The 21,656-nt window shown below is 72.8% G+C and carries 17 protein-coding genes and 1 pseudogene; 13 read left to right on the forward strand and 5 right to left on the reverse strand.

The annotated features are described in order from the left end of the window. Window positions 1-222 precede the first annotated feature (222 nt). From ABTZ91_RS19805 to ABTZ91_RS19830, 6 genes are all read left to right on the forward strand, one after another. The gene (locus ABTZ91_RS19805; protein WP_352078474.1) at window positions 223-1,236 is read left to right on the forward strand and encodes an asparagine synthetase A; all 1,014 of its coding nucleotides are present in this window, start codon (window positions 223-225) and stop codon (window positions 1,234-1,236) included. Further along, on the forward strand, window positions 1,233-2,528 hold the full coding sequence (locus ABTZ91_RS19810; protein WP_352078475.1) for a glutamate synthase-related protein: 1,296 nt from the start codon (window positions 1,233-1,235) through the stop codon (window positions 2,526-2,528). The genes ABTZ91_RS19805 and ABTZ91_RS19810 overlap by 4 nt, the downstream gene beginning before the upstream one ends. Continuing rightward, on the forward strand, window positions 2,525-2,968 hold the full coding sequence (locus ABTZ91_RS19815; protein WP_352078476.1) for a cobalamin-dependent protein: 444 nt from the start codon (window positions 2,525-2,527) through the stop codon (window positions 2,966-2,968). Before ABTZ91_RS19810 ends, ABTZ91_RS19815 begins: the two co-directional genes overlap by 4 nt. Beyond that, window positions 2,965-4,317, forward strand: coding sequence for a methylaspartate mutase (locus ABTZ91_RS19820; protein WP_352078477.1), 1,353 nt, complete (start codon window positions 2,965-2,967; stop codon window positions 4,315-4,317). The genes ABTZ91_RS19815 and ABTZ91_RS19820 overlap by 4 nt, the downstream gene beginning before the upstream one ends. A 365-nt stretch (window positions 4,318-4,682) precedes the next feature. After that, a complete protein-coding gene (locus ABTZ91_RS19825; protein WP_352078478.1) occupies window positions 4,683-4,832 on the forward strand; it encodes a hypothetical protein in 150 nt (49 codons plus the stop codon). 525 nt (window positions 4,833-5,357) lie between these two features. Further along, on the forward strand, window positions 5,358-6,080 hold the full coding sequence (locus ABTZ91_RS19830; protein WP_352078479.1) for a DUF4232 domain-containing protein: 723 nt from the start codon (window positions 5,358-5,360) through the stop codon (window positions 6,078-6,080). 20 nt (window positions 6,081-6,100) lie between these two features. Here ABTZ91_RS19830 and ABTZ91_RS19835 read toward each other — a convergent pair whose 3' ends face one another. Next, the gene (locus ABTZ91_RS19835; RefSeq protein WP_352078480.1) at window positions 6,101-7,240 is read right to left on the reverse strand and encodes a threonine synthase; all 1,140 of its coding nucleotides are present in this window, start codon (window positions 7,238-7,240) and stop codon (window positions 6,101-6,103) included. Between the two features lie 206 nt (window positions 7,241-7,446). Here ABTZ91_RS19835 and ABTZ91_RS19840 point away from each other — a divergent pair, with 206 nt between their 5' ends. Beyond that, window positions 7,447-9,021: a S8 family peptidase gene (locus ABTZ91_RS19840; RefSeq protein ID WP_352078481.1), complete on the forward strand. Its 1,575-nt coding sequence runs from the start codon at window positions 7,447-7,449 to the stop codon at window positions 9,019-9,021. Between the two features lie 96 nt (window positions 9,022-9,117). Here ABTZ91_RS19840 and ABTZ91_RS19845 read toward each other — a convergent pair whose 3' ends face one another. After that, window positions 9,118-10,332, reverse strand: coding sequence for a serpin family protein (locus ABTZ91_RS19845; protein WP_352078482.1), 1,215 nt, complete (start codon window positions 10,330-10,332; stop codon window positions 9,118-9,120). Window positions 10,333-10,470: 138 nt separating this feature from the next. Here ABTZ91_RS19845 and ABTZ91_RS19850 point away from each other — a divergent pair, with 138 nt between their 5' ends. Next, window positions 10,471-11,739 carry a DUF4190 domain-containing protein gene (locus ABTZ91_RS19850; protein WP_352078483.1) on the forward strand — a complete coding sequence of 423 codons (1,269 nt, stop codon included), beginning with the start codon at window positions 10,471-10,473 and terminating at the stop codon, window positions 11,737-11,739. A gap of 176 nt (window positions 11,740-11,915) precedes the next feature. On the opposite strand, the gene ABTZ91_RS19855 is transcribed toward ABTZ91_RS19850, so the two are convergent. Continuing rightward, window positions 11,916-13,265: a glycoside hydrolase family 18 protein gene (locus ABTZ91_RS19855; protein WP_352078484.1), complete on the reverse strand. Its 1,350-nt coding sequence runs from the start codon at window positions 13,263-13,265 to the stop codon at window positions 11,916-11,918. A 231-nt stretch (window positions 13,266-13,496) separates the two neighbouring features. On the opposite strand from ABTZ91_RS19855, the gene ABTZ91_RS19860 reads away from it, so the two are divergent. The 5 genes and pseudogenes from ABTZ91_RS19860 (at window position 13,497) to ABTZ91_RS19880 (ending at window position 18,690) form a co-directional block, all read left to right on the forward strand. Then, the gene (locus tag ABTZ91_RS19860; protein WP_352078485.1) at window positions 13,497-14,249 is read left to right on the forward strand and encodes a GntR family transcriptional regulator; all 753 of its coding nucleotides are present in this window, start codon (window positions 13,497-13,499) and stop codon (window positions 14,247-14,249) included. 179 nt (window positions 14,250-14,428) lie between these two features. Continuing rightward, window positions 14,429-14,611, forward strand: a complete 183-nt coding sequence (locus tag ABTZ91_RS19865; RefSeq protein WP_352078486.1) for an SPOR domain-containing protein — start codon at window positions 14,429-14,431, stop codon at window positions 14,609-14,611. A 106-nt stretch (window positions 14,612-14,717) separates the two neighbouring features. After that, window positions 14,718-15,134 (forward strand): annotated as a pseudogene (locus ABTZ91_RS19870) ((deoxy)nucleoside triphosphate pyrophosphohydrolase); the annotation flags it as partial. A 325-nt stretch (window positions 15,135-15,459) separates the two neighbouring features. Continuing rightward, window positions 15,460-15,882: an ATP-binding protein gene (locus ABTZ91_RS19875; RefSeq protein WP_407077993.1), complete on the forward strand. Its 423-nt coding sequence runs from the start codon at window positions 15,460-15,462 to the stop codon at window positions 15,880-15,882. A gap of 144 nt (window positions 15,883-16,026) precedes the next feature. Continuing rightward, entirely contained in the window at window positions 16,027-18,690 is a 2,664-nt protein-coding gene (locus ABTZ91_RS19880; protein WP_352078488.1) for a SpoIIE family protein phosphatase, read from the forward strand. Between the two features lie 86 nt (window positions 18,691-18,776). Here the strand turns inward: ABTZ91_RS19880 and ABTZ91_RS19885 are convergent, their stop codons facing one another. Both ABTZ91_RS19885 and ABTZ91_RS19890 read right to left on the reverse strand, forming a co-directional pair. Next, window positions 18,777-19,487, reverse strand: coding sequence for a PspA/IM30 family protein (locus tag ABTZ91_RS19885; RefSeq protein ID WP_352078489.1), 711 nt, complete (start codon window positions 19,485-19,487; stop codon window positions 18,777-18,779). 47 nt (window positions 19,488-19,534) lie between these two features. Continuing rightward, window positions 19,535-21,631: a TPM domain-containing protein gene (locus tag ABTZ91_RS19890; RefSeq protein ID WP_352078490.1), complete on the reverse strand. Its 2,097-nt coding sequence runs from the start codon at window positions 21,629-21,631 to the stop codon at window positions 19,535-19,537. Window positions 21,632-21,656: the final 25 nt, after the last annotated feature.

A 21,656-nucleotide genomic window follows, 5' to 3' on the forward strand; every position in this document is an offset into this window, starting at 1 on the left:
ACTCCAGGGGGGCCGGGTGAACGGCCCAGCCCTTCGCCGACACGGCCCTCCGGCGGCTCTCCGCCCCCCCGGCGTGATGACTCATTGGCCGGAGGGCGCTCCGATGACTCATCGGCACGACGTGAGGCCGCGGCCGCACCGGTGACTCCGCTCCCGACCGCCGTCGGTGCGCCGACGCCCGGCACCACGCCGGGCTCCTGAACACACACAAGGGAAACGACGATGACCACCATGACCGCCTCGCCCGCAGCGCCGGACACCGCGGTGCCCCCACCCCCGCTGGAGCACCTGCGTTCCCCGGCGACCCGCGCCGTCCTGCGGATCCAGCAGCGGATCCTGACCGCGACCCGCGAACTCCTGGGTACCGAGGGCTTCATGGAGCTGCTCCCGCCGACGATCGGCCCGGTCACCGACCCGGGGGCGCGCGGAGCCAAGCAGGTGGACATCGACTTCTACGGCCACCGCTACAAGCTCATGACGAGCGGCATCCTCTACAAGCAGGCGTCGCTGCTGGCCTTCGAGAAGATTTTCAACATCGCGCCCAACGTCCGCCTTGAACCGCTGGAGACCGCCACCACCCACCGTCACCTCGCCGAGTTCCACCAGATCGACGTCGAAGTGGCGGGAGCCACCCGGCAGGACGTGACGGCCCTCGCCGAGAGGCTGATCCGCCATGTCTTCGCCGCCTGTGCCGCCGACATGCGGGACGAGCTGAAGCTCCTGAATCGGGACGTCGACGCCCTGCTCGCCGTCGCCGACACGGACTTCGACACCGTCTCCCACCACGAGGCCGCCGAGCTGCTGCGGGACCTCGGTCACCCGCAGAGCCCCGACGCGGAGCTGGACTGGGTCGGCGAGGAACTCCTCTCGCGCCACAGCGTCCGCCCCTTCTTCGTCGTCGACTACCCCAAGGGCTCACGCGGCTTCTACGACCGGGAGAGCCGCAGCGACCCGGGCGTCCTGCGGAACTTCGACCTGATCCTGCCCGAGGGGTACGGAGAGGTCATCAGCGGCAGTGAGCGCGAACACGACTACACCCGGCTGATCACCAGGATGCGCGAGACGGGCGAGAACCCTTCCAAGTACCGCTGGTACCTGGACATTGCGAGGGAAGGCATCCCGGCCAGCGCCGGCTTCGGCATCGGACTGGAGCGGCTCACCCGCTGCGTCGCCGGACTGGACGCGGTCTGGCGGGCCAGCTCCTTCCCGAAGATCCCCGGGGTGGTATCCGCGTGAGCGCGCTGAGGGCGCCGGGATACGAGGAAACGGCGATACGCGACAGAGCACGCCGGGGAGCCGCGGCGGTCTTCCCCGAACCGGAGAACTACGGGCGCGCCGTGCTCGGCGCGGCGGGCACGGCGGCCGGACGCGACCGGCTCGACGCCTTGAGGATCGTGCCTCCCGTGTTCGTGCCGCACAGGCTGGAGAAGCTCTTCGAGCTGGGGGAGGAGCCGCTCCCCGACGACGTCGACCTGGCCGGCCAGGTCGGCGGGTTCGACTCCCCCCTGCCGTTGTACGTCTCCGCCTTCGGCTCCACCCAGGTGGCCTCCTCCACGCTCGGCGAGGACCTCAGCCGCCAGGCCGGACGACTCGGCATCCCTATGGTCATCGGGGAGAACGTCGTCCCGGTCAACGGTTACGGGCGCACCGGCGAGCACGGTCCCGGCTCGCTCCTGGCGAGGATCTCCGGATACGTGGAGGAGAGCGGTACGGCGGGCGGCGTCGTCGTCCAGCAGTCCACCCAGGACGCCGACGCCGAGGTCTGGAACCTGGTCTACAGCGACCCCGCCGCGCTGCCGCTCCTCGAATCAGATCGGCTCGCCTTCGAGCTGAAGGTGGGTCAGGGTGCCAAGCCTGGGCTCGGCGGCCTCACCCTGGTCGACCGGCGGAAGGCGGGTTCGCTCACCGACCGCTTCCAGATCGCCGACAGCTTCGGCCCCGACAGCGACACCGTGGTTCGGTGTGCCACCCCCGGCACCTTCACCGCGGAGATCCTCACGCAGCAGATCCGGCTGATGCGCAACAACTACCCGCGCTGCCGGGTCTGGGTGAAGCTGCCGCCCGGCCGCGACATCGCCCACGCCGCCCGCGTCGCCCTGGCAGCCGGAGCCGACGCCGTGACCGTCGACGGAGCCGAGGGCGGTACGGGCTGGGCCCCCACCGTCTTCCTCGACCAGGTCGGACTGCCGCTCGGCGAGGTGCTGGCCCGCGTACGGCGCGACGGCCCGGTGGGCCGCGGGCTGCTCGCCTCCGGACGGATCTGGGAAGGCAGCCGCGCCGTGAAGTGCCTGGCCCTGGGCGCCGAAGCGGTCGGCCTAGGACGGGCCGCCCTGCTTGCTGTCGACGAGGACCCCCGGGAGGGCCTGATCAGACTCGTCGAGGCGCTGCGGTTCGAGATGCAGCTGCTGATCAGCGCGCTCGGCAAGTACCGGACGTCCGAGCTCTCCGCCGACGACCTCTGGTGCCAGGCGACCCCCCTGGAGGAGGAGCGCCGGGACTTCCCCGCCGGAGAGAGCTGTCCACGGTGAGGATCCTCCTGTCGACGGTGTCCTCGGACTCCCACACCTGGAATCTCGTCTTCCTCCAGCTCCTGCTTGAGGAATGGGGCCATGACGTCGTCAACCTCGGCCCCTGCGTCCCCGACAGGCTGCTGATCGAGACCGCGCGCCAGGAGCGCCCGGACGTGATCGTGATCAGCTCGGTCAACGGCCATGGCCACCTGGACGGCGCGAGACTGGTCAAGGCGGTACGCGCCGACCGCGAGATCTGCCATCTTCCGATGCTGATCGGCGGCAAACTCGGCATCCTCGGCGACGACAACATCGAACATGCCCGGGGCCTGAGGAACGCCGGCTTCGACGAGGTGTTCACCGAAGGGAGCGACCCGGCACGGCTGCGCGACCGGCTGGCGGCGCTCGCCCTCGCCGGCACGGACGCGGGACTGCTCGGGGCAGGGGGCCGACGGTGACCCCGCAGCCCCACTCGTACGCGGACCTCGGGACGTACCCAGACGTCGAGACGGACATCGACTCCGGCACATACACAGACTTCGGGACGTACATGAGGGAGAGCGCCGGGACCCTCGTCGTCCAGCCGAGGATGGGCATGGCGCATCCGACGGACATGTCCGCCGGGCTCCGCGCCGTGGCCGCCATTGGAGTGCGCGCCGTTGGCACCATCACGCTCGACAGCTATACGCGCGTGGGCGACCATGACAGCACGCGGGCGGCTCTGCGCGACCCGGCGGCCGCCGGGCTCAACGGCTTCCCGCTCGTCGCGCACGGCCCCGCGACCACCGCCGACGTGGCCGCGGCCGCCGGCCGTATCCCGGTGCAGATACGCCACGGCTCCGCCCGGCCCCAGGACATCTTCCGCACCCTGGCCCGGGCGGGACTCTCGGTGAGCGAGGGCGGCCCCGTCTCGTACTGCCTGCCCTACGGCCGCACCCCGCTCGCCGAATCGGTAGGCAACTGGCGGGAGTCGACCCGGCAACTGGCTGACGACTGCGCCGCCCTGGGTCGCACCGCCCATCTGGAGACCTTTGGAGGCTGTCTCCTCGGCCAGTTGTGCCCGCCGTCGATGCTGGTCGCGATGAGCCTCCTGGAGGGCCTGTTCTTCCTCCAGAACGGGGTACGCAGCATCTCGCTGAGCTATGCCCAGCAGACCCATCCCGTCCAGGACGTGGAGGCCCTGGCGGCGCTCGGGCTGCTCGCCGGTGAACTGATTCCCGACGGCGTCGACTGGCACCGTGTCCTCTACACGTACATGGGCGTCTTCCCGTCCACCGAAGCCGGGGCCGGACTGCTGATGGACCGCAGCGCCGCGCTCGCCGTGCGCGGCGGAGTTGAACGGCTCATCGTCAAGACGGTGGCGGAGGGCCGACGGCTGCCGACCGTCGCCGAGAACGTCCACGCGCTGCGCGCGGCGGCCGCCACCGCGGCGGCGACCGCCGCACACGGCCCGGCCGCCGACCCCCTGCCGTGGGCCGCCGAGGTGGACTGCTCCGAGGTGCTCACCGAGGCCCGGATCCTGGTCCACACCGTCCTCGACCTGCACGAGGACATCGGCACCGCACTGCTCAGGGCCTTCTCCGCCGGCCTTCTCGACGTGCCCTTCTGCCTACATCCGGACAACCGGGGGCTGACCCAGGGCGCGATCACCGAAAACGGCCGGCTGGTCTGGGCCCGGACCGGGCGGCTGCCGCTCCCTTCCCGCACCGGCGGCACGCCCCGCACCAGGGTGGGCTCCACGGAGCTGATGAGGATGCTCCGGCACACGGCGGAACAGCACGACGGCTCGGCAACGAAAGCGCCGTGACCGCACGACGGGACGGTGTGCCGTTGCTTGTCGATCCCCGTGCCCGAAGGGCTTTCATGTCGATTCCTCCGCTCGACCACGTCGAACTCGGCGGCTCCGAACTCGACCACTCCGAATCCGCCGTCGCCGCGCGGCTCCGCGCCACGGGTGCGTGTTCGCCGAGGAGGCGGCGCGGACGGCCTGGAGGTGTTGCTTCCGGACGCCTCGGCACGGTCCGTATGGGCTGCGGTTGATCATTCCCGACCTCTATGAGTCCATCAGCCAGGAGAAGGCTGTGCAGATCCTGCGGGAGTGGGTGGATCCGCTCTGGGACGTGCCCACCGAGCTGGCTGGAGGCAGATCTGCAGCGGGAGGTGTTCGCCCGCGTGGCCGCAGCCGATGGCATCTACTACCTCAGCGAGCTCGGCGATGAGGCAATTCATGACTGGGAACGCGTGCACGACTGCTTTCACGAGTTCGTGCTCGTCGACCGCTCGGCTGGGCGGATCACGCTCATCATCGCCGCCGACGGCTGAGCAACCACGGGGGCATCCGCTGCGGTGGCTGACATCAGTGGCGGAGCCACAACCGAATCGTCGCAAGAGTAACCGTGCCGTGGAGACGTAGGCCCTCTTGTCATAGCGAGTCGCCACGGCCCTGGAGCCATGAGCGCGTTGAAGCAACGCAACGTGTAGCGGCTGCCGTTCACCACGTGCTGATCCGGTAAACGTGCAGGCCACAAGGGGTCCGACTCCTCGGAGTCGGGCCCTTGGTTTTTCCCGCGCTGGGACGGTGCTGGGACAACTCACCTCTCGGCACCGTCGTCATCCCCGGTCATCGGTACCGCGCTGGGATTGCGCTGGCATGGGGAGGTCGAGGGGGTCGCACAATCAGTTGCCGTCTTGGGATCTCCGACTGCAAGCGTGAGCTCGGCGGGCGAGAACCGGAGGGCGCGGCAGTCCGGCGTTAGTCGGACGCAAGCGGGACGGCAAGCGGGGGCGGGAAGGTGTAGGTGGCACCGGATGTGGGGCCGTTCGAACGTGAACCGGGGGAGAACCACCATGCGTACGTACCGTAAGAACACCGTCCTCGCCGTCGCGGCCGCCGCCGTCCTCTCGCTGGGGCTGACCGCCTGTGGCGGGGACGAGGGCGGGAGCCGGGACGAGGGGGCCGCGATCACGCAGGTCACGCCGGAGGGCGGGGCCATCGGCGGGGCGACGGTCGGCGCCGGGAGCGCCGGTGGATCGGCCGCCGGTGGCGCGGCGGCGAGTGGCTCGACGGCCGGGGGCAAGGGGGGCGCCGCGGTCTCGGGCGGGTCGACGGCCTCGGCCTCATCCGGCTCCTCGGCCAAGGCCCCGGCCTGCACCTACAAGGACGTGAAGGTCACGGCCGCCAAGGTCGACGAGACGCCCACCGAGCACATCGTCCTCACCGCGACCAACACCTCCGGCCGCGCCTGCCGCCTCCACGGCTACCCGCTGATCGCCTTCGGCGAGATCCAGACCGCCAAGGACGTCCCGGCGGTCGCCAAGAGCAAGCCCGCCGCCCCCGTCGTCCTGGAGCCGGGTGCCCCCGCGTACGCCAACGTACGGATCGCCCTCGGCGGTGTCGACGAGGAGAACAAGGTCGTCACCTCCTTCCATGTGAACCTCTTCGCCGGCGACGCCCCCGCCGAGGGCAGCATCGTCGTCAAGGCCCCGGCGGGCGGCCTGGCCGTCGACGAGGCCATCGCGAAGACCGGTTACTGGACGCCGGAACTCCGTAACGGCGCCGACGAGTTCTGACCCCTCGGGCGAGGCACGCGTCACGCCGCCGCCAGGCCCGTCTTCGCGCCCGCCCCGCACAGCGGCACGACCGTCGTGCCGGGGCGCGGCGGCGTCGCCCGTACGGCCGCCCAGCAGACGGCCGCCGTCGGCTCCACGTACAGGCCCCGCCGCGCCAGGTCCAGCTGGGCGGCGCGGATGCCGTCCTCCGGCACGGTGAGGAAGGTGCCGCCGGAGGCCCGCACGGCCCGCAGGATCCGCGCCGCGCGGGGCGGGTTCGGGATGGCGATGCCCTCGGCGAGGGTGGGGCGGGCGGCGGCCGGGGCCGGCAGGTCGTCCGCGCCCGCGTGGAAGGCGGCGGCCAGGGGCGAGACGGCCTCGGCCTGAACGGCGACGAGGGCGGGGCGGCGGTCGACGAGCCCGTGGCCGTACAGCTCCTCCACGGCGAGGGCCGCGCCGAGCAGCAGCGTTCCGTTGCCGACCGGCAGGACGAGGGTGTCGGGCAGCCGGCCGCCGAGGTCCTCCCACAACTCGTAGACGTAGGTCTTCGTACCGTGGAGGAAGTGCGGGTTGTACACGTGCGAGGCGTAGAAGACCCCCGGTTCGTCGGCGGCCGCGCGGGCCGCCCGCGCCGTGGCCTCGCGGTCGCCGGGGACGACGACCGTACGGGCGCCGTGGGCGCGGATCTGCTCCAGCTTCTTCGGCGAGGTCCCCTCCGGTACGAGGACGGCGCAGTCGAGGCCGGCGCGGGCGCAGTACGCGGCGACGGCCGTGCCCGCGTTGCCGCTGCTGTCGGCGATCACGCGGCGAGGGTCCAGGCGGCGCGCGAGTTCCGCGAGCATGACGGCGCCCCGGTCCTTGAAGGACGACGTGGGCATGAGGAAGTCGAGTTTGGCCGAAACCGTATCGGTGAGCGGGATCAGGGGCGTGCGTCCCTCCCCGAGGGACAGCGCGGGCACCCCGGTGGTTCCCGTGGGCCCGCCGGTCGCCCCGTTCCCGGTGGCGAGCGGTAGTGCTTCCGCGTAACGCCACAATGAATTCACGCGGTACGGAAGTGACGCGAGTGGCACCGGCGCGGCCGTGTGGGCGAGGTCCCACGGGCCCCGGCAGCCGGGACAACACCAGGTGAGGGCGGTGCCGGGGGCTCGCGTACGGCATCGGGGACACACGTAGTCGCTCATGATCCCCAGCTTCGCAGTCGTGTGGCGGCGGTGTTACGGGGCGGGCGGAACCCTTGTGTGATTCCTATGGATCCGTCAATCTTTCGGTCGGCACCCGGACTTGGCGAACGGTGTGGAGCCACGCCGCATTGTCATGTCCCTGCTGAAAGCGTCACCGCTCGACAACCCCCACAGCAGCGCACCACCCAATGAGGAGGACCCCTCACATGTCCGTGATGCGTGACTCGCGGCGCAGACTCGCCGCGGCCGGCGCCATAGCCGTCGCTTCCCTGGCGCTCGGCTCCCTCTCCGCCCTTCCGGCCACCGCCGCCGGGACCACCGCCGAAGGCGTCATCCTGAACGCCGGCGCGGAGGGGACCGTCCCCAACAGCTACATCGTCACCCTCCGCGAGTCCGCCGCCCAGGCGGAGACCGCGCAGGGACGGGCGGTCGCGACGAAGTTCGGTGCCAAGATCAAGCGGACGTACACCGCGGCGCTCAACGGCTACTCCGTCGAGCTCTCCGAGGCGCAGGCCAGGAAGCTCGCCGCCGACCCGGCCGTCGAGTCCGTCAGCCAGAACCGCGTCTTCACCATCGACGCCACCCAGCCCTCCCCGCCGTCCTGGGGCCTCGACCGGATCGACCAGAAGGCCCTCCCGCTCAACCAGAGCTACACCTACCCGGACAGCGCGGGCCAGGGCGTCACGGCGTACATCATCGACACCGGCGTCCGCATCAGCCACAGCGACTTCGGCGGCCGGGCCTTCAACGGCTACGACGCGATCGACAACGACAACACCGCGCAGGACGGCCACGGCCACGGCACGCACGTCGCCGGCACCGTCGCCGGCACGGCGCACGGTGTCGCCAAGAAGGCGAAGATCGTCGGTGTCCGGGTCCTCAACAACTCCGGCTCCGGCACGACCGAGCAGGTCGTCGCGGGCATCGACTGGGTGACGCGGAACGCCGTCAAGCCGGCCGTCGCCAACATGAGCCTCGGCGGCGGCGTCGACACCGTCCTCGACGACGCCGTGCGCCGGTCGATCGCCGCCGGCATCACCTACGCGGTCGCCGCGGGCAACGACAACTCCAACGCGTCCAACTACTCGCCGGCGCGCGTCGGCGAGGCCATCACGGTCGGCTCCACGACCAGCTCGGACGCCCGATCCAGCTTCTCCAACTACGGCAGCGTCCTGGACATCTTCGCCCCGGGCTCCTCCATCAAGTCGGCCTGGAACACCAACGACACCGCCACCAACACCATCTCCGGCACGTCGATGGCGACCCCGCACGTGGCCGGCGCCGCCGCCCTCTACCTGGCGGACAACCCGACGGCCACCCCGTCGGCGGTCTCCACGGCCCTCGTCAACGCCGCGACCCCGAACGTGGTCACCAGCCCCGGCACCGGCTCCCCGAACCGTCTGCTGTACGTCGGCGGCGGCACCACCACCCCGCCCGGCCCGCGCTTCGAGAACACCGCGGACTACACGATCAGCGACAACGCGACCGTCGAGTCGCCCGTCACCGTCAGCGGCGTCGCGGGCAACGCCCCCTCCGCCCTCCAGGTGCCGGTGAACATCGTCCACACCTACATCGGTGACCTCCAGGTCCAGCTGATCGCCCCGGACGGCACCGCGTACACGCTGAAGGCCTTCGGCACCGGCGGCAGCGCGGACAACATCAACACCACGTACACCGTCAACGCCTCCTCCGAGGTCGCGAACGGCACGTGGAAGCTCCGGGTCACGGACAACGCGAACTACGACACCGGCAGGATCGACTCCTGGGCGCTGCAGTTCTGACGCACGTCTGACGCACGTCTGACGCACGTCTGACGCCCGAGGAAGAAGCACACCGCACGACAGGGGCGGTCGCCGATCCGGCGGCCGCCCCTGTCGTCAGCTCTCCTCTGCGTCCTCCCACCGCTCTTCCTCGAAGACGTACGGCACGGGCTCGGCCACCCAGCCCGCCGCGAGGACCAGCCGCGAGGTGCGGTGCACGGTCAGGAAGCCGAAGGGCCGGTCGACGTCCAGGTCGACGCGCCGGACCACGTACGGGGTGCGCGGCACCCCCGCCCCCGGCATGCCGATCGCCGTGACCGCGGCCGCCTGGAAGCCCTTCGCGCCGAAGCGGGCCATCGCCGCCTGCCGGGCCTGCCGCACGGCCAGCGGCGGGTGCGCGCAGATGCCCGGGAAGTGGCCCCGGGTGTCGTCCCGCGCCGTCGTGAGCCCGAACAGCTCGTGCAGCGCCGTCAGATCGTGCTCGGCCGTGAGCGAGAACGGCGAGGTCGTCACCGAGAGGTACGGCTCGCGGGACGTGCTGCGCACCTTGCGGACGTTCAGGCCCGGGCCCGGCTCGCCCAGCGGGAGCAGGTCGCCCGGGACGGTCCGGAAGGCGCCGGTCAGGACGTCCACGCCCGCCTTCAGGACGGCGCCGGGCTCCGCCTCTACCGGGCCGAGGAGCAGGTGGACGTCGACCCCGGTGTTCCCCAGTACCTTCAGCACGGTGAGCGGACCCGCGTCCGTCCCGGCCACCCCGACCCGGTCGAGCAGACCCGTCGTACGGTGCAGCGCGGCGAGCTCCCGCCCGGCCCAGGGGCCGTCGTCGGGGAACATGCCGCCCTCCCGGAAGGGCCGCAGCCACCTCGTCCGCACCGCCTGGGCGGTGGCCAGGACCAGATCCATGTCCTTGGTCACCTCCACCGGCATAGAGGGGATCAGGCCGCCCGTACGCTCCGCCGCCCAGGTGTCCACAAGCCGCCGGTTCTCCGCGTCGTCGTCACCGAGCCGGCCGAGCGTGGCCTCCGGCAGGCCCGCGACCCACGCGTCGTAGGGCCGGACACGAGGGCGGGTCCACAGACCGACGGCCGAGCCGGCACCGGGGATCCTGGCGAGGCCGTCGAGCAGTTCGCGGGCCGCGCCCGCCGCCTCGGCCGCCCGCATCCCGAGCGCCTCCTCCAGCTCGGCCCTGGCCGGGCCCGCTGCGCCGTCCGCGAGGAAGGCGAGCAGGGGCCAGACACCGCTCGCCGACAGGACGGTGTCCCGGCCGGGCGGCAGGACTCCGGCCCAGCGTGCCGTGAGGCGGTTGACCGCCCGTACCGTAGAGCCCCGCATACCGCCCCCGCCCCCGGACCACGTACGATGCGCGCGCCCGTTCGAACTCGTGATTCTCCGACTCCCCGAGCCGGTGATGACGCGATCCTCCGATCGTCGGACTTCCCGCCCCGCCCGCCCCACAGGAGCACCGTACTCGTGGACCCGTTCCAGCCGCCTCAGGATTCCCCGGCCTCGCAGCAGCCCCCGCAGCCGCCGCGGCAGGGCGGGCCCGCGCCCGGCCCGTACGCGTCCCCCGGCCCGTACACCTCGCCGCCGCCCGGCCCGTACGGCCCCTACGGTCCCGGGGGACCCGCGGGTCCCCTGGGCCACGGCGTGCCGGGCCCGTACGGGGTGCCGCGGCAGAGCACCAACGGTCTGGCCGTCGCGTCCCTCGTCTCCGGCATCGTCTGCTGCCTGCCGCCCCTCGGCCTCGTCTTCGGCCTGATCGCCCTGCCCCAGATCAAGAAGAAGCAGCAGAAGGGCAAGGGCATGGCCATCGCCGGCATCGTGCTCTCGTCCCTCGCCTGCCTGATGATGGCCCTCGGCTTCGTGAGCGGCGGATTCGCCGACGCGTGGCGCGAGTTCGACAAGGGCATGGACGAGGCCGCCGCCGAACGGTCGGCGTTCTCGCTGCGCAAGGGCGACTGCTTCCGCGTCGACGTCAAGCGCGAGACGTACGCCACGGATGTGGAGACGGTGCCGTGCACCACGCCCCACGAGGGCGAGGTCAGCGGAGGGTTCAAGGTCACCGGCTTCACCAAGTGGCCGGGCGAGGACGCCATCGACCGCATCGCCGAGGACCGCTGCCAGGACGTCAACAGTGCGTACGCGCTCGACACCTGGGCCGTCCCGGAGGACGCGCTGACCTACTACTACCTGCCCACCAAGGAGAGCTGGCGGGCCGGCGACCGGGCCGTGACCTGCGCGCTGGCCACCGAGGAAGCGCCCTTCACCCGTTCCCTGCGCAGCGACGAGAGCACCCTCGACGCCCACCAGGTGCACTTCCTGAAGCAGATGAACCCGATCGACGACGCCCTCTTCGAGGAGCCCGAGAAGGACGTCGACGCGGACCTGGCGGGCAACAAGGCCTGGGCCCGGAAGGTGCACGAGGCCGTCACCACGGCGGGCGACGGCCTGCGCGGGCACACCTGGCCCGACGGCTCCGCGAAGCCGGTCGGCGAGCTGGCGCAGAAGCTGGAGGCCGCCGCGCCCAAGTGGCACGCGCTCGCCACGGCGAAGGACGCGGACGCGTTCTGGGAGGTCTACGAGGACGCCTACGACGCGCTCTCGACGGACTCCGAGAAGCCGTCGCGCTCCGCGCTCGGGCTGACCGACACCCTGGAGGAGGACAGCGCCGGTACCACGGGTGGCAGTGGTGGTAGCGGCGGCAGCGGTGGGGGCGGCGGGGGCGGCCAGAAGGTCTGACGCCTCCGCGCCGCCGCCCCGGGGGACCGGGGGCGGATCCCCGGGGCGGGGACCCGCTCCGCCCGGCCTCAGTCCCCGGCCTCGCCCGGCCTCAGCCCTCGGCCCCGCCAGGCCTCAGCCTCTGGTCCCGCCCGGCGCCGCCTGGCCTCGCCCTGCGCCGCCCCGGCCTCAGCCGGTCAGCGGCGGCCGCCGAGGACGCCGTCCACCGACCTGATCAGCTCGCCGTCTGGGGTGTCCCCGTCGAGCGACCAGAACATCGCGCCGCCGAGGCCCCGGGCCCGTACGTACGCCGACTTGGCGCGCAGCACCCCCGGGTCGTCGTACGTCCACAGGGTCGTGCCGTCGAACAGCCAGGCGTGGCCGTTCTTCCGGTCCCGGTGCAGGGTGTACGCGCCCGACTCCGCCAGCTTCTTCAGCGCCTTGTAGTCCTCGTAGCCGTTGGCCCAGGTGGCGGGGGCGGGGCCGGCGGCCGGTCGGCCGAGGCCGTCGCCGCCGCCCGTGACGCCCGTCCACCCCTGGCCGTAGAACGGCATGCCGACCACCAGCTTGCGGGCCGGTGCGCCGCGCCGCAGCCAGTCGTTCACCGTCTGGTCGACGCTGAAGTCGCCGCGGGGCGCGAAGAGCGCGGACTGCTGGGCGGTGGTGGACTCCCAGCTGCCGTGGAAGTCGTAGCCCTGGAGGTTCACGAAGTCGAGGTCGCGCATGATCTTCCGGACCTCGAAACCGGCGTCGATCTTCGCGGGCGCGGTCGGGACGAACGCCGTCAGCTCGTAGTGCCGGCGCGGCTTGCCCGCCGCGCTCTGCTGCCTGGCGTAGGCGTCGAGCTGGGCGCGGAACTCCCGTACGAGCGCGGTGAAGTTCTGCTTGTCCTCGGGACGGAAGACGGTGTCGGTGTCGCCCGCGGAGCCGGGCCACTCCCAGTCGAGGTCGATGCCGTCGAAGAGGCCGGCCGCGGCTCCCGCACCGCCGCGCGCTCCGTCGACGGGCAGGTTGCCCTTGATGTAGAGGTCGATGCAGGAGGCCGCCAGAGCCTTGCGCGAGGCGGGGGTGCGGGCCGCGTCGGAGAAGTGGGTGGACCAGCTCCAGCCGCCGAGCGAGATCATCACCTTGAGGCCGGGGTGCTTGGCCTTGAGTTCGCGCAGCTGGTTGAAGTTGCCCGCCAGCGGCTGGTCCGGGGTGTCGGCGACGCCGTCGACGGAGCCGGCGGCGTCGAGCGGGCGGACGTAGTCGGCCCAGGCGTCGGCCTCGCCGGGGACGTTGCCGGTGAAGCACCGGCCGTCCGCGCCGACGTTGCCGAAGGCGTAGTTGACATGGCTCAGCCTGGCCGCGGTGCCGCTGGTGTCCAGATCCTTGACCTGGAAGTTCCGCCCGTAGACGCCCCATTGGGTGAAGTAGCCGACGCGCTTGTACGCGGGCTTGGCGGGAGTCTCATGGGCTTGCGCGGCGGGGGCGAGGCCGGTGAGAAGGCCGAGCGAGAGGGTGGCGGCGGTGGCGACGGACAGCCGGGAAAGGGTTCTGCGACGCATGGGGCTCGTTCCTGTGCGGGTGCGTGCCGGAAGGGTGAGCTGTGCGCACAGGAACGTATTGGTCTGGACCATTAACGTCAAGGATTCCGACGGGAGTTCGGTGGCTATACCTGCGACAAGGGGCCGCGTAAAGGCAAATCATCACTTCGGGTGAAACCTTGGCCCATGCTTGCGGCTGCGCACCCTCGGTCGTCACGCTGTAGCTGACAGTCAAGCTGAGGGGAGTGTCCAGTGACGTTCGGTGAGCAGCCGGCCTATCTGCGTGTGGCGAGCGATCTCCGGGAGAAGATCGCCAACGGCTCGCTTCCTCCGCACACCCGGCTCCCCTCGCAGGCGCGCATCCGCGAGGAGTACGGGGTCTCGGACACCGTCGCACTGGAGGCGCGCAAGGTCCTGATGGCCGAGGGTCTGGTCGAGGGCCGCTCCGGCTCGGGGACCTATGTGCGCGAGCGTCCCGTGCCGCGCCGGATCGCCCGCTCCGGGTACCGGCCCTCGACGGGCGCCAATCCCTTCCGCCAGGAGCAGGCCGCCGAAGGGGCGCGCGGCACCTGGGAGTCGGCGAGCGAGCAGGAGCCGGCGAGCGCCGAGGTCGCCGCCCGGCTCGGCATCGAGCCGGGCGAGCGGGTGATGCGCACGCGGTACGTGTTCCGGGACGCGGGCGAGGCGATGATGCTCTCCACCTCCTGGGAGCCGCTGTCCGTCACCGGCCGGACCCCGGTGATGCTGCCGGAGGAGGGCCCCCTGGGCGGCTCCGGCGTCGTCGAGCGGATGGCGGCGATCGACGTGGTCGTGGACAACGTGGTCGAGGAGGTCGGCGCCCGCCCAGGGCTCGCGGAGGAGCTCCTCACCCTCGGCGGCGTGCCCGGCCATGTGGTGATGGTCATCGAGCGGACGTATTACGCCTCGGGCCGCGCGGTCGAGACCGCCGACGTCGTCATCCCGGCCGACCGCTACCGGATCGCCTACCACCTGCCGGTGCGCTGACGCCGGGCGCTCCCGTGGTCCGGTCTCCGGCCGTCCACCGCTTGTTACTGGCCAGATACGTATCTCTTTGTGAAAACCCGTATCCGCTCTGTAAAGGTCAGGCGTAAGCTCGGGCATATGCGGATCGGGGTTTCCAGGAGATCGTTAGAAACGGCTGGGCCGGCGGAGGGAGAAGTCCGATGAGCGACAGCGGTCCCGTCCTTCCCTGGCTGGTCATTCGGCAGGACGACAACGGCAACCGCTACCGCGTCGGCCGGTACGCGACCGAGGACGAAGCCCAGAAGATCGCCGACAACCTCCACGCCCGTGGGCGGCACCAGCAGTTGTACGTGGTGGAGCGCATCGGCCAGCCCGCGCTCTGAGCCGGGGTCACCGACCGGCGGCCCGGCGACCGGCGGGGCCGCCGGTCGCCGGACCCTGCGCGTCGGGCGCGGGCCTGCTCCGGCACGCAGGGCTTAAGGTCGCGGCATGACCGATCGCACTGCCGGCCCTGTCGTGGTCGTCGCCGGGGCCCTCTGCCACCACGGGCGGCTCCTCGCCGCGCGGCGCAGCGCGCCCGTCGAGCTCGCGGGCCGCTGGGAGCTGCCCGGCGGCAAGCTGGAGCCGGGGGAGAGCGCCGAGGAGGCTCTGCTCAGGGAGCTGCGCGAGGAGCTCGGCGTCGAGGTGGAGGTCGGTGAGCGCCTCCCCGGCGAATGGCCGCTGAAGCCAGGTTACGTCCTGCGGGTGTGGGCCGCGCGGCTGCGCTCCGGCGAGCCCCGGCCGCTGGAGGACCACGACGAGCTGCGCTGGCTGGCCCGTCACGAGCTGGACTCCGTCGACTGGCTCGACCAGGACCGCCCCGCCGTCGCCGAGGCCGGACGACTGCTGCCCGCCGCCCCGGCCGGTACCGCCCCCGCCCCTGCCGGCTCGGCTCCGACCGGTACCGCCCCCGGCTCGGCCCCGGCCGGCTCCGCCCCTGCCGGCTCGGCCTCGACCGGCTCCGTCGGGCCCGCCACTGCCGGGCCCGGCACCGCCGCCGGCACCGCCTCCAACGCCTCCACCGGCACCGCCCCGACCGGCTCCGCCGGCATCGTCGGTCCGCCCGGCGGCGTGCGTCGCTGACGTCTACGCCGTTCGTGCCACCGTGCGCCGACTGGCGCGCCCGGCGCGATATCCCACTCCGAATATCGGGTATGTCCTGACTAACCCCCCGAAATAGGACGTGGGCCCCGTGATCGACACCGAAGGCGACCGCGCCGAGTGGCACTTCCCCGCGGAGGCCGACGCCGTGCGCACCGCCCGCCACGCGGTGCGGGACGCCCTGAGGGCCTGGCAGCTCGACGCGGTGATCGGGGACGTGACCGTCCTGCTGGTCAGCGAGCTGGTCACCAACTCCCTGCGCTACGCCTCCGGGCCCATCGGCGTCCGCCTGGTCCGCCTCGGGACCGACGGGCCCGGCGCCGGGCAGGGGCCCGCGCTCCTCGTGGAGGTGTCGGATCCGCTTCCGGACGGGCCGACCGAACGCCCCGCAGGACCCGACGACGAGGGTGGCCGCGGGCTCCAGCTCGTGGCCGGTTCCGCACGCCGCTGGGGCACCCGCGCGGGACGGACCGGGAAAACCGTGTGGTTCGAGCTGGCCTTGCCGGGTGAGTAAAGAGGGTGGGACGACGATCAGCGGGCCTCTGCCGGAAACGAACGAGACCACCCTGTGATCGTGAACGTCGTGCCGACGGGGGCCATGGTGCTGAATACTGCCGTCATGGCCGGTCCGGTGCGGTGAGCTGGAGGGGACGGTCGCGTGAGCGAGATACCTGAGACGGCGAGCGGTGTCGTGTGGCAGAGCAGCCCGCCCGGATCCATCTATGACTACATCCGGGTCGCCTCCTTCTCGATAGGCCCCGACGGGCTCGTCGACCAGTGGAGCAGGCGCGCCGTCGAGCTCTTCGGAGTCACCGCCGAGGAGGCCAGGGGCAAGGATCCGGTCGAGGCATTCCTGCCCGCCGACCTGCGCGAGCGCGGACATCACAGGGTCAGGGAGATCCTGGACGGCAAGGAGTGGACGGGCCTCGTCCCCTTCCGCACGCCGGGGGAGGACCGCCGCCAGGGCCTCGCCGAGCTGTACGTGATGCCGAGCGAGACACAGACCGGGGAACGCGCGGCGCTGTGCATCGTGGTCGACGTGCGGGCCCTGCGCCGCATCGAGACGGACCTCGCCGCCTCGCAGGCCATTTTCGGCCAATCGCCCTTCGGCTTTCTGCTCTTCGGCACCGACCTGACCGTGAAGCGCGCCAACCGCCGCTTCGCCACCGTCTTCGGAGGCTCCGCCGACGACCACCGCGGCCGGACCGTCCACGACTACCTCGCCCGGCCCGAGGCGGACCGGATGACCGCCGCGCTGAAGAAGGTCCTGGAGACCGGCGAGTCCGTGGCCGACCTCCAGATCGTCGGCGCCGCACCCGGCTCCCACGACCGGCGCCACTGGTCGGTCAACCTCTACCGCGTGCACAGCGGCTCCGGCCGCCCCATCGGCGTCGCCGGTCTCGGCATCGACGTCACCCGCCGGCACAACGCCGCCCGCGAGGCCGCCAGCGCCCGCCGCAACCTCGCCCTCCTCAACCAGGCCGGCGCCCGCATAGGCAACTCCCTCGACCTGGAGTCCACCGCCCGCGAACTCCTCGACGTCGCCGTCCCCGGCTTCTGCGACCTCGCCGCCGTCGACCTCTACCAGGGCCTGCTCACCGGCGACGAGGCGCCGCCCGGACGCTGGGGCAGCTCCCATGACGTCGGCTACGGGGCGGGCAGCGCCGAGCTGCGCCGGGTCGCCGTCGCCAGCGCCGTCGCCGACACCCCCGTACGCGTCGGAAAGCCGCGCGGCAGCACGGAGGACGCCGGCCCGGGGGACGGCGGGCCGGACGCGGCGGGCCCGGCCGGCGGGGAGATGGGACACACCCGGCACACCGGCCCGTCCGCCGACCTGTGTTGCGACGACGGACCCGTCCAGGTCGGCTCCGTGCACCGCTACCCGTTCAACTCGCCCTGCGCCGGGGCCCTGCGCACCGGCCGCCTGCGCACCGTCCCCGGACGGGACGGCGGCCTCGTCCAGTCCACCCTCGTGGTCCCGATGGTCGCCCACGACACCGTCGTCGGCCTCGTCCAGTTCTCCCGGACCAAGGGCAGCGAGCCCTTCGGCGAACGCGACCGCGCCCTCGCCGTCGAACTCGCCGCCCGCGCCGCCGTCTGCATCGACAACGCCCGCCTCTACCGGCGCGAACACGAGCGGGCCCTCATCCTCCAGCGCAGCCTCCTGCCGCCCGGCGACCCGGAGGCCGCCGGACTCGACATCGCCTGCCGCTATCTGCCCGGCACCGTCGGCTCCGAGGTCGGCGGGGACTGGTTCGACGTCATCGAACTGCCCGGCCACCGCACCGCCCTGGTCATCGGTGACGTCATGGGCCGCGGCCTGCGCGCCGCCGTCGCCATGGGCGAACTGCGCACCGCCGTGCGCACCCTCGCCCAGCTCGACCTCGAACCCGCCGAGGTCCTGTCCCACCTCGACGAGATCGCCCGCGGCCTCGGCGCCCCCGCCGGAGCCCAGCAGTCCGCCCGCGCCCACCACAAGACCCGCGGCCCCGAACTGTCCGAGGTCTACCTCGCCACCTGCGTCTACGCCGTCTACGACCCCGTCACCCGCCGCTGCACCTTCGCCAACGCGGGCCATCTGCCGCCCGTGCTCCTCGAACCCGGCGAGGAGGCCCTGCTGCTCGACGTGCCCCCCGGGATGCCGCTCGGCGTCGGCGGCGAGCCCTTCGAGGAGGTCGAGGTCGAGCTCCCCGAAGGCGCGCTGCTCGCCCTCTACACCGACGGGCTCGTCGAGTCCCGCGACCATCCCCTCGACGAGGGACTGAGCGCCTTCCGCAGCGCCCTCGCCAACCCGGGCCGCCCCCTCGAGGACGTCTGCGACCACGTCCTGACCACCCTCGACACCCACCACGGCGAGGACGACATCGCCCTGCTCATGGCCAGGATCCAGGGCCTGCCCAGCGAGGCCGTGGGCGACTGGCGGCTCCCCAGGGAGCCCCGCTCGGTCGGCCGCGCCCGCGAACTGGCCCGGGCCCAGCTCACGAGCTGGGAGCTGGAGCCGCTGGTGGACACCGTCGAACTGCTCGTCAGCGAGCTCGTCACCAACGCGCTGCGCTACGGCGAGGGCGAGATCCGGCTGCGCCTGCTGCGCGACCGCACCCTCGTCTGCGAGGTGTGGGACGCCGGACTCGTCCAGCCACGGCGCCGCCGCGCCAAGGACACCGACGAGGGCGGCCGCGGCCTGCAACTGGTCGGACTGCTCAGCGCCGCCTGGGGCTCGCGCCGCACCCCGCGCGGCAAGACCGTCTGGTTCGAGCTGCCCCTGCCGGACGGAGACGGTCTCGCCGAGCCGACGGTCGACCAGCTGCTCAGCATGTTCTGAGCGGCCCGCCCGACGCACCGCACCGGTCCGCCACCCGGCGCGGGCCCGGCGCATCGCCGCGCCGGCCCGCCACACCGCCGCGCCGGTCAGGCGGCCTTGAGCGCGGCGAGACGGGCCGCGATCTCCGCCTCGTCGCCGAGGGCGTCCAACTGCTCGAACTGGGCGTCCAGCGAGGAGGCGGCCAGCTCCTGCTTGCCCATCGCCCTCGCCTCCTCCCGGCGGACCTTGTCCTCGAAGCGGCTCAGCTCGCTCGTCGGGTCCAGGACGTCGATGCTCTTGACCGCGTCCATCATCGTGTTCCGCGCCTGCGCCGACTTCGCCCGCGCCACCAGCTCGTCGCGCCTGGCCTGGAGCTCGCCCAGCTTCACCTTCATCTGGTCCAGGCCGGCCTTGAGCTTGTCCACCACCTCGGTCTGCGCGGCGATGGTCGGCTCGGCGGTCCTCGCCTCCTTCTCCGACTGGAGCTGGCGGCCCAGCGCGACCTTCGCCAGGTTGTCGAAGCGGTCCGCCTCCGCCGTCCGGCCCTCGACCCGCAGCCCGTCCGCCTTGCGACTCGCGGCCAGGGCCTTCTCGCCCCACTCCCGCGCCGCCGACACGTCCTCCTGGTGGTCCTGCTCCATCAGCCGCAGATTGCCGATGGTCGACGCGACCGCCTCCTCCGCCTCCGAGATGTTGCTCGCGTAGTCGCGGATCAGCTGGTCCAGCATCTTCTGCGGATCCTCCGCCTGGTCCAGCAGGGCGTGGACGTTGGCCTTCGCCAGCTGGGCGACACGGCCGAGGATGGTCTGCTTGCTCATGGACGCTCTCCTTGCGCACAAGACGGGACACGAGTGAAAGAGCGAGGTCAGAAACGACCGCCGCCGCCCAGCCGGCCGCGCGTCCCGCCGCCGCCGAAGCTGCCGGGACCGCCGCCGAAGCCGCCGCCCCCGAAACCCCCGCCATGACCACCGAAACCCCCACCACGACCTCCCCCGAACAGTCCGCCGAGGAGAATGCCGCCGAGCACGGCCCCACCGAGCCCGCCGCCACCGGCACCTCCCACCCCTGTTACACCGCCCAGGCCGTTCGGGTTCCCATACGTCCGCACATCCTGCTCCGCGAGCTCCTGCGCCCGCCGGGCCAGCGCGTCCGCCCGCTGTGCCTCGGCGAGCGCCGACTGCGGATCGTCACCGGCGAGCTCACCCGCCCGGTCCAGTCGCCGCTGGGCCTCGGCCAGCCGGGTGCGGGCCTCGGCGCCCACGGCGCCGCGGTGCGTCGTGATGTAGTCGCCGGCCGCGCCGATCGCCGAACGGGCCATCAAGGTCACCTGGTCGAGCAGCGCACGCGCACGCCGCACCCCCGACTCGCGCTCCCGAGCGCCCTCCAGCGCCTCGTCGAGCGCCGCGTCCGCCTCCTCGATCCGGCGCAGCGCGTCGATCGGGTCGTACCGGCCGGAGTCCACGGCCGCCCGCACGGCGGCCAGCACCGCCTCGGCCCGGCCGATCCGGCCCCGCAGATCGGCCGTCGGCACCTCCTGTGCGGTGCCCTGGAGCAGCCCCCGGGCGTCGGCCAGGTCCGCCTCGGTCTCCTCGATCGCCCCGGGCAGCCGGCCCGCCGCCTCGGCGAGTTCCCGGGCCCGCCGGTCCACGGCCTCGATGAGCCGGGCCGCCTGGTCGACGGCGCCCTCGGCGGCCCGGATCTGCACGGCGGCGGCGCCCTGGTCGCCCGCGTCGAGCCGCTGCCGGGCCTCGTTGATCGTGGTGGTGGCGAACACGAGTCGGTCCTTGGCCTGTTCGACGTCGCCGGAGACCGGGGCCGCCGCCGACTCGGTGTAGCGCTCGCGCAGGGCGGTCAGGGTCGCCTCGGCCGTGCCGACCCGGCCGGTCTGCTCGCGGAAGGCGCTCTCGACGGCGGCCAGCGCCTGCGGGGCGTTGCGCTCCAGGGCCCGCAGCCGGTCGAAGTCCGCGGACTCGGCGTCGAGGCGGGCGTTGACGTCCGCGCAGCGCTTCAGGATCTCGTCGAGCATCGCGCGGCGGGTCGCGTCGTCCTCCGGGAACGCGTCGTCGAGCTGCTGCCGCAGCCGGAACGCGGCCGTGAGCTCGCCCTGCGCGTACCGCAGCGCTTCCGTGAACGGCCCGGTCGCCTCCTCGCCGAACTGGGCGGTGGCGAAGCCCAGTTCCTCCTGGCTGGTGCGCACGGCGTCGTCGGTGGCGACCAGCGCCTGCCGGGCCCGCCCCTCCAGCTCGTCGAGCGAGGGCTGCGGCCCGGCCGCCGGCGCGCCCCAGCCGTGGCCGCCGCCGGGAGTGGTCCGGGTGGCCGTCCTGCGGCGCCGCCTGACGTACGCGTACGCCGCCACGGCACCCGCGCCGCCGAGCAGGACGACCGGCACGAGCAGGTCGGTCACCGAACCGGAGCCGTCCGACGGGCCGCCGCCGGGGTCGGCGGGGCCGGGGGTGATCGCGGGGACGGGCACGGGCTGTCCGGCGAGGACGGCGGTGTAGCCGTTCGCGGCACCGACGGCCGCGCCCGCCCAGTCGTTCTGCCGCAGCGCGGGTTCGATCGCGGTGCGCGCCACGTCGTCGAGCTGGTCCTGGCTGAGAGGGGAAGCGGGGTCGGCGGAGTAGCCGTACTGCCGGGCGTGGGTGGCGACGGCGAGCAGCACGTCGTCACGGCCGAGGCCGTTGCGTTCGGCGGTGGCGTCGGCCCAGCCCTGGGCGGGGCGGCCGGAGAAGTCCCGTACGTAGACGACGAAGAGCTGGACCCGCCGGGCGTCGTAGAGCCGGTCGAGGGCTTCGGCCACCGCGGCCCGCCGGTCGCCGAGGGCTCCCACCCGGTCGGTGATCTGCCCCTGGCGGGACAGCTCGACGGGGTCGTCGGCGTGGGCGCCGTGGGCGGCGGGCACGGCCAGCCACCACGCCGCCACCAGCACCGACAGCAGCGCCCGGGTGGCTCTTCGCGTCACGAGGGCGAGGCTATGTCCGGGTCGG

It is taken from the genome of Streptomyces sp. NPDC126499, from assembly GCF_040302485.1.
Taxonomy (GTDB): Bacteria; Actinomycetota; Actinomycetes; order Streptomycetales; family Streptomycetaceae; genus Streptomyces.

Excerpts from the sequence above, each read along its gene's own strand:
- ABTZ91_RS19805 (WP_352078474.1), top strand. The coding sequence starts at position 223 with ATGACCACCATGACCGCCTCGCCCGCAGCGCCGGACACCGCGGTGCCC.
- ABTZ91_RS19835 (WP_352078480.1), bottom strand. The coding sequence starts at position 7,240 with ATGAGCGACTACGTGTGTCCCCGATGCCGTACGCGAGCCCCCGGCACC.
- ABTZ91_RS19855 (WP_352078484.1), bottom strand. The coding sequence starts at position 13,265 with ATGCGTCGCAGAACCCTTTCCCGGCTGTCCGTCGCCACCGCCGCCACC.
- ABTZ91_RS19885 (WP_352078489.1), bottom strand. The coding sequence starts at position 19,487 with ATGAGCAAGCAGACCATCCTCGGCCGTGTCGCCCAGCTGGCGAAGGCC.
- ABTZ91_RS19840 (WP_352078481.1), top strand. The coding sequence starts at position 7,447 with ATGTCCGTGATGCGTGACTCGCGGCGCAGACTCGCCGCGGCCGGCGCC.
- ABTZ91_RS19830 (WP_352078479.1), top strand. The coding sequence starts at position 5,358 with ATGCGTACGTACCGTAAGAACACCGTCCTCGCCGTCGCGGCCGCCGCC.
- ABTZ91_RS19865 (WP_352078486.1), top strand. The coding sequence starts at position 14,429 with ATGAGCGACAGCGGTCCCGTCCTTCCCTGGCTGGTCATTCGGCAGGAC.
- ABTZ91_RS19845 (WP_352078482.1), bottom strand. The coding sequence starts at position 10,332 with ATGCGGGGCTCTACGGTACGGGCGGTCAACCGCCTCACGGCACGCTGG.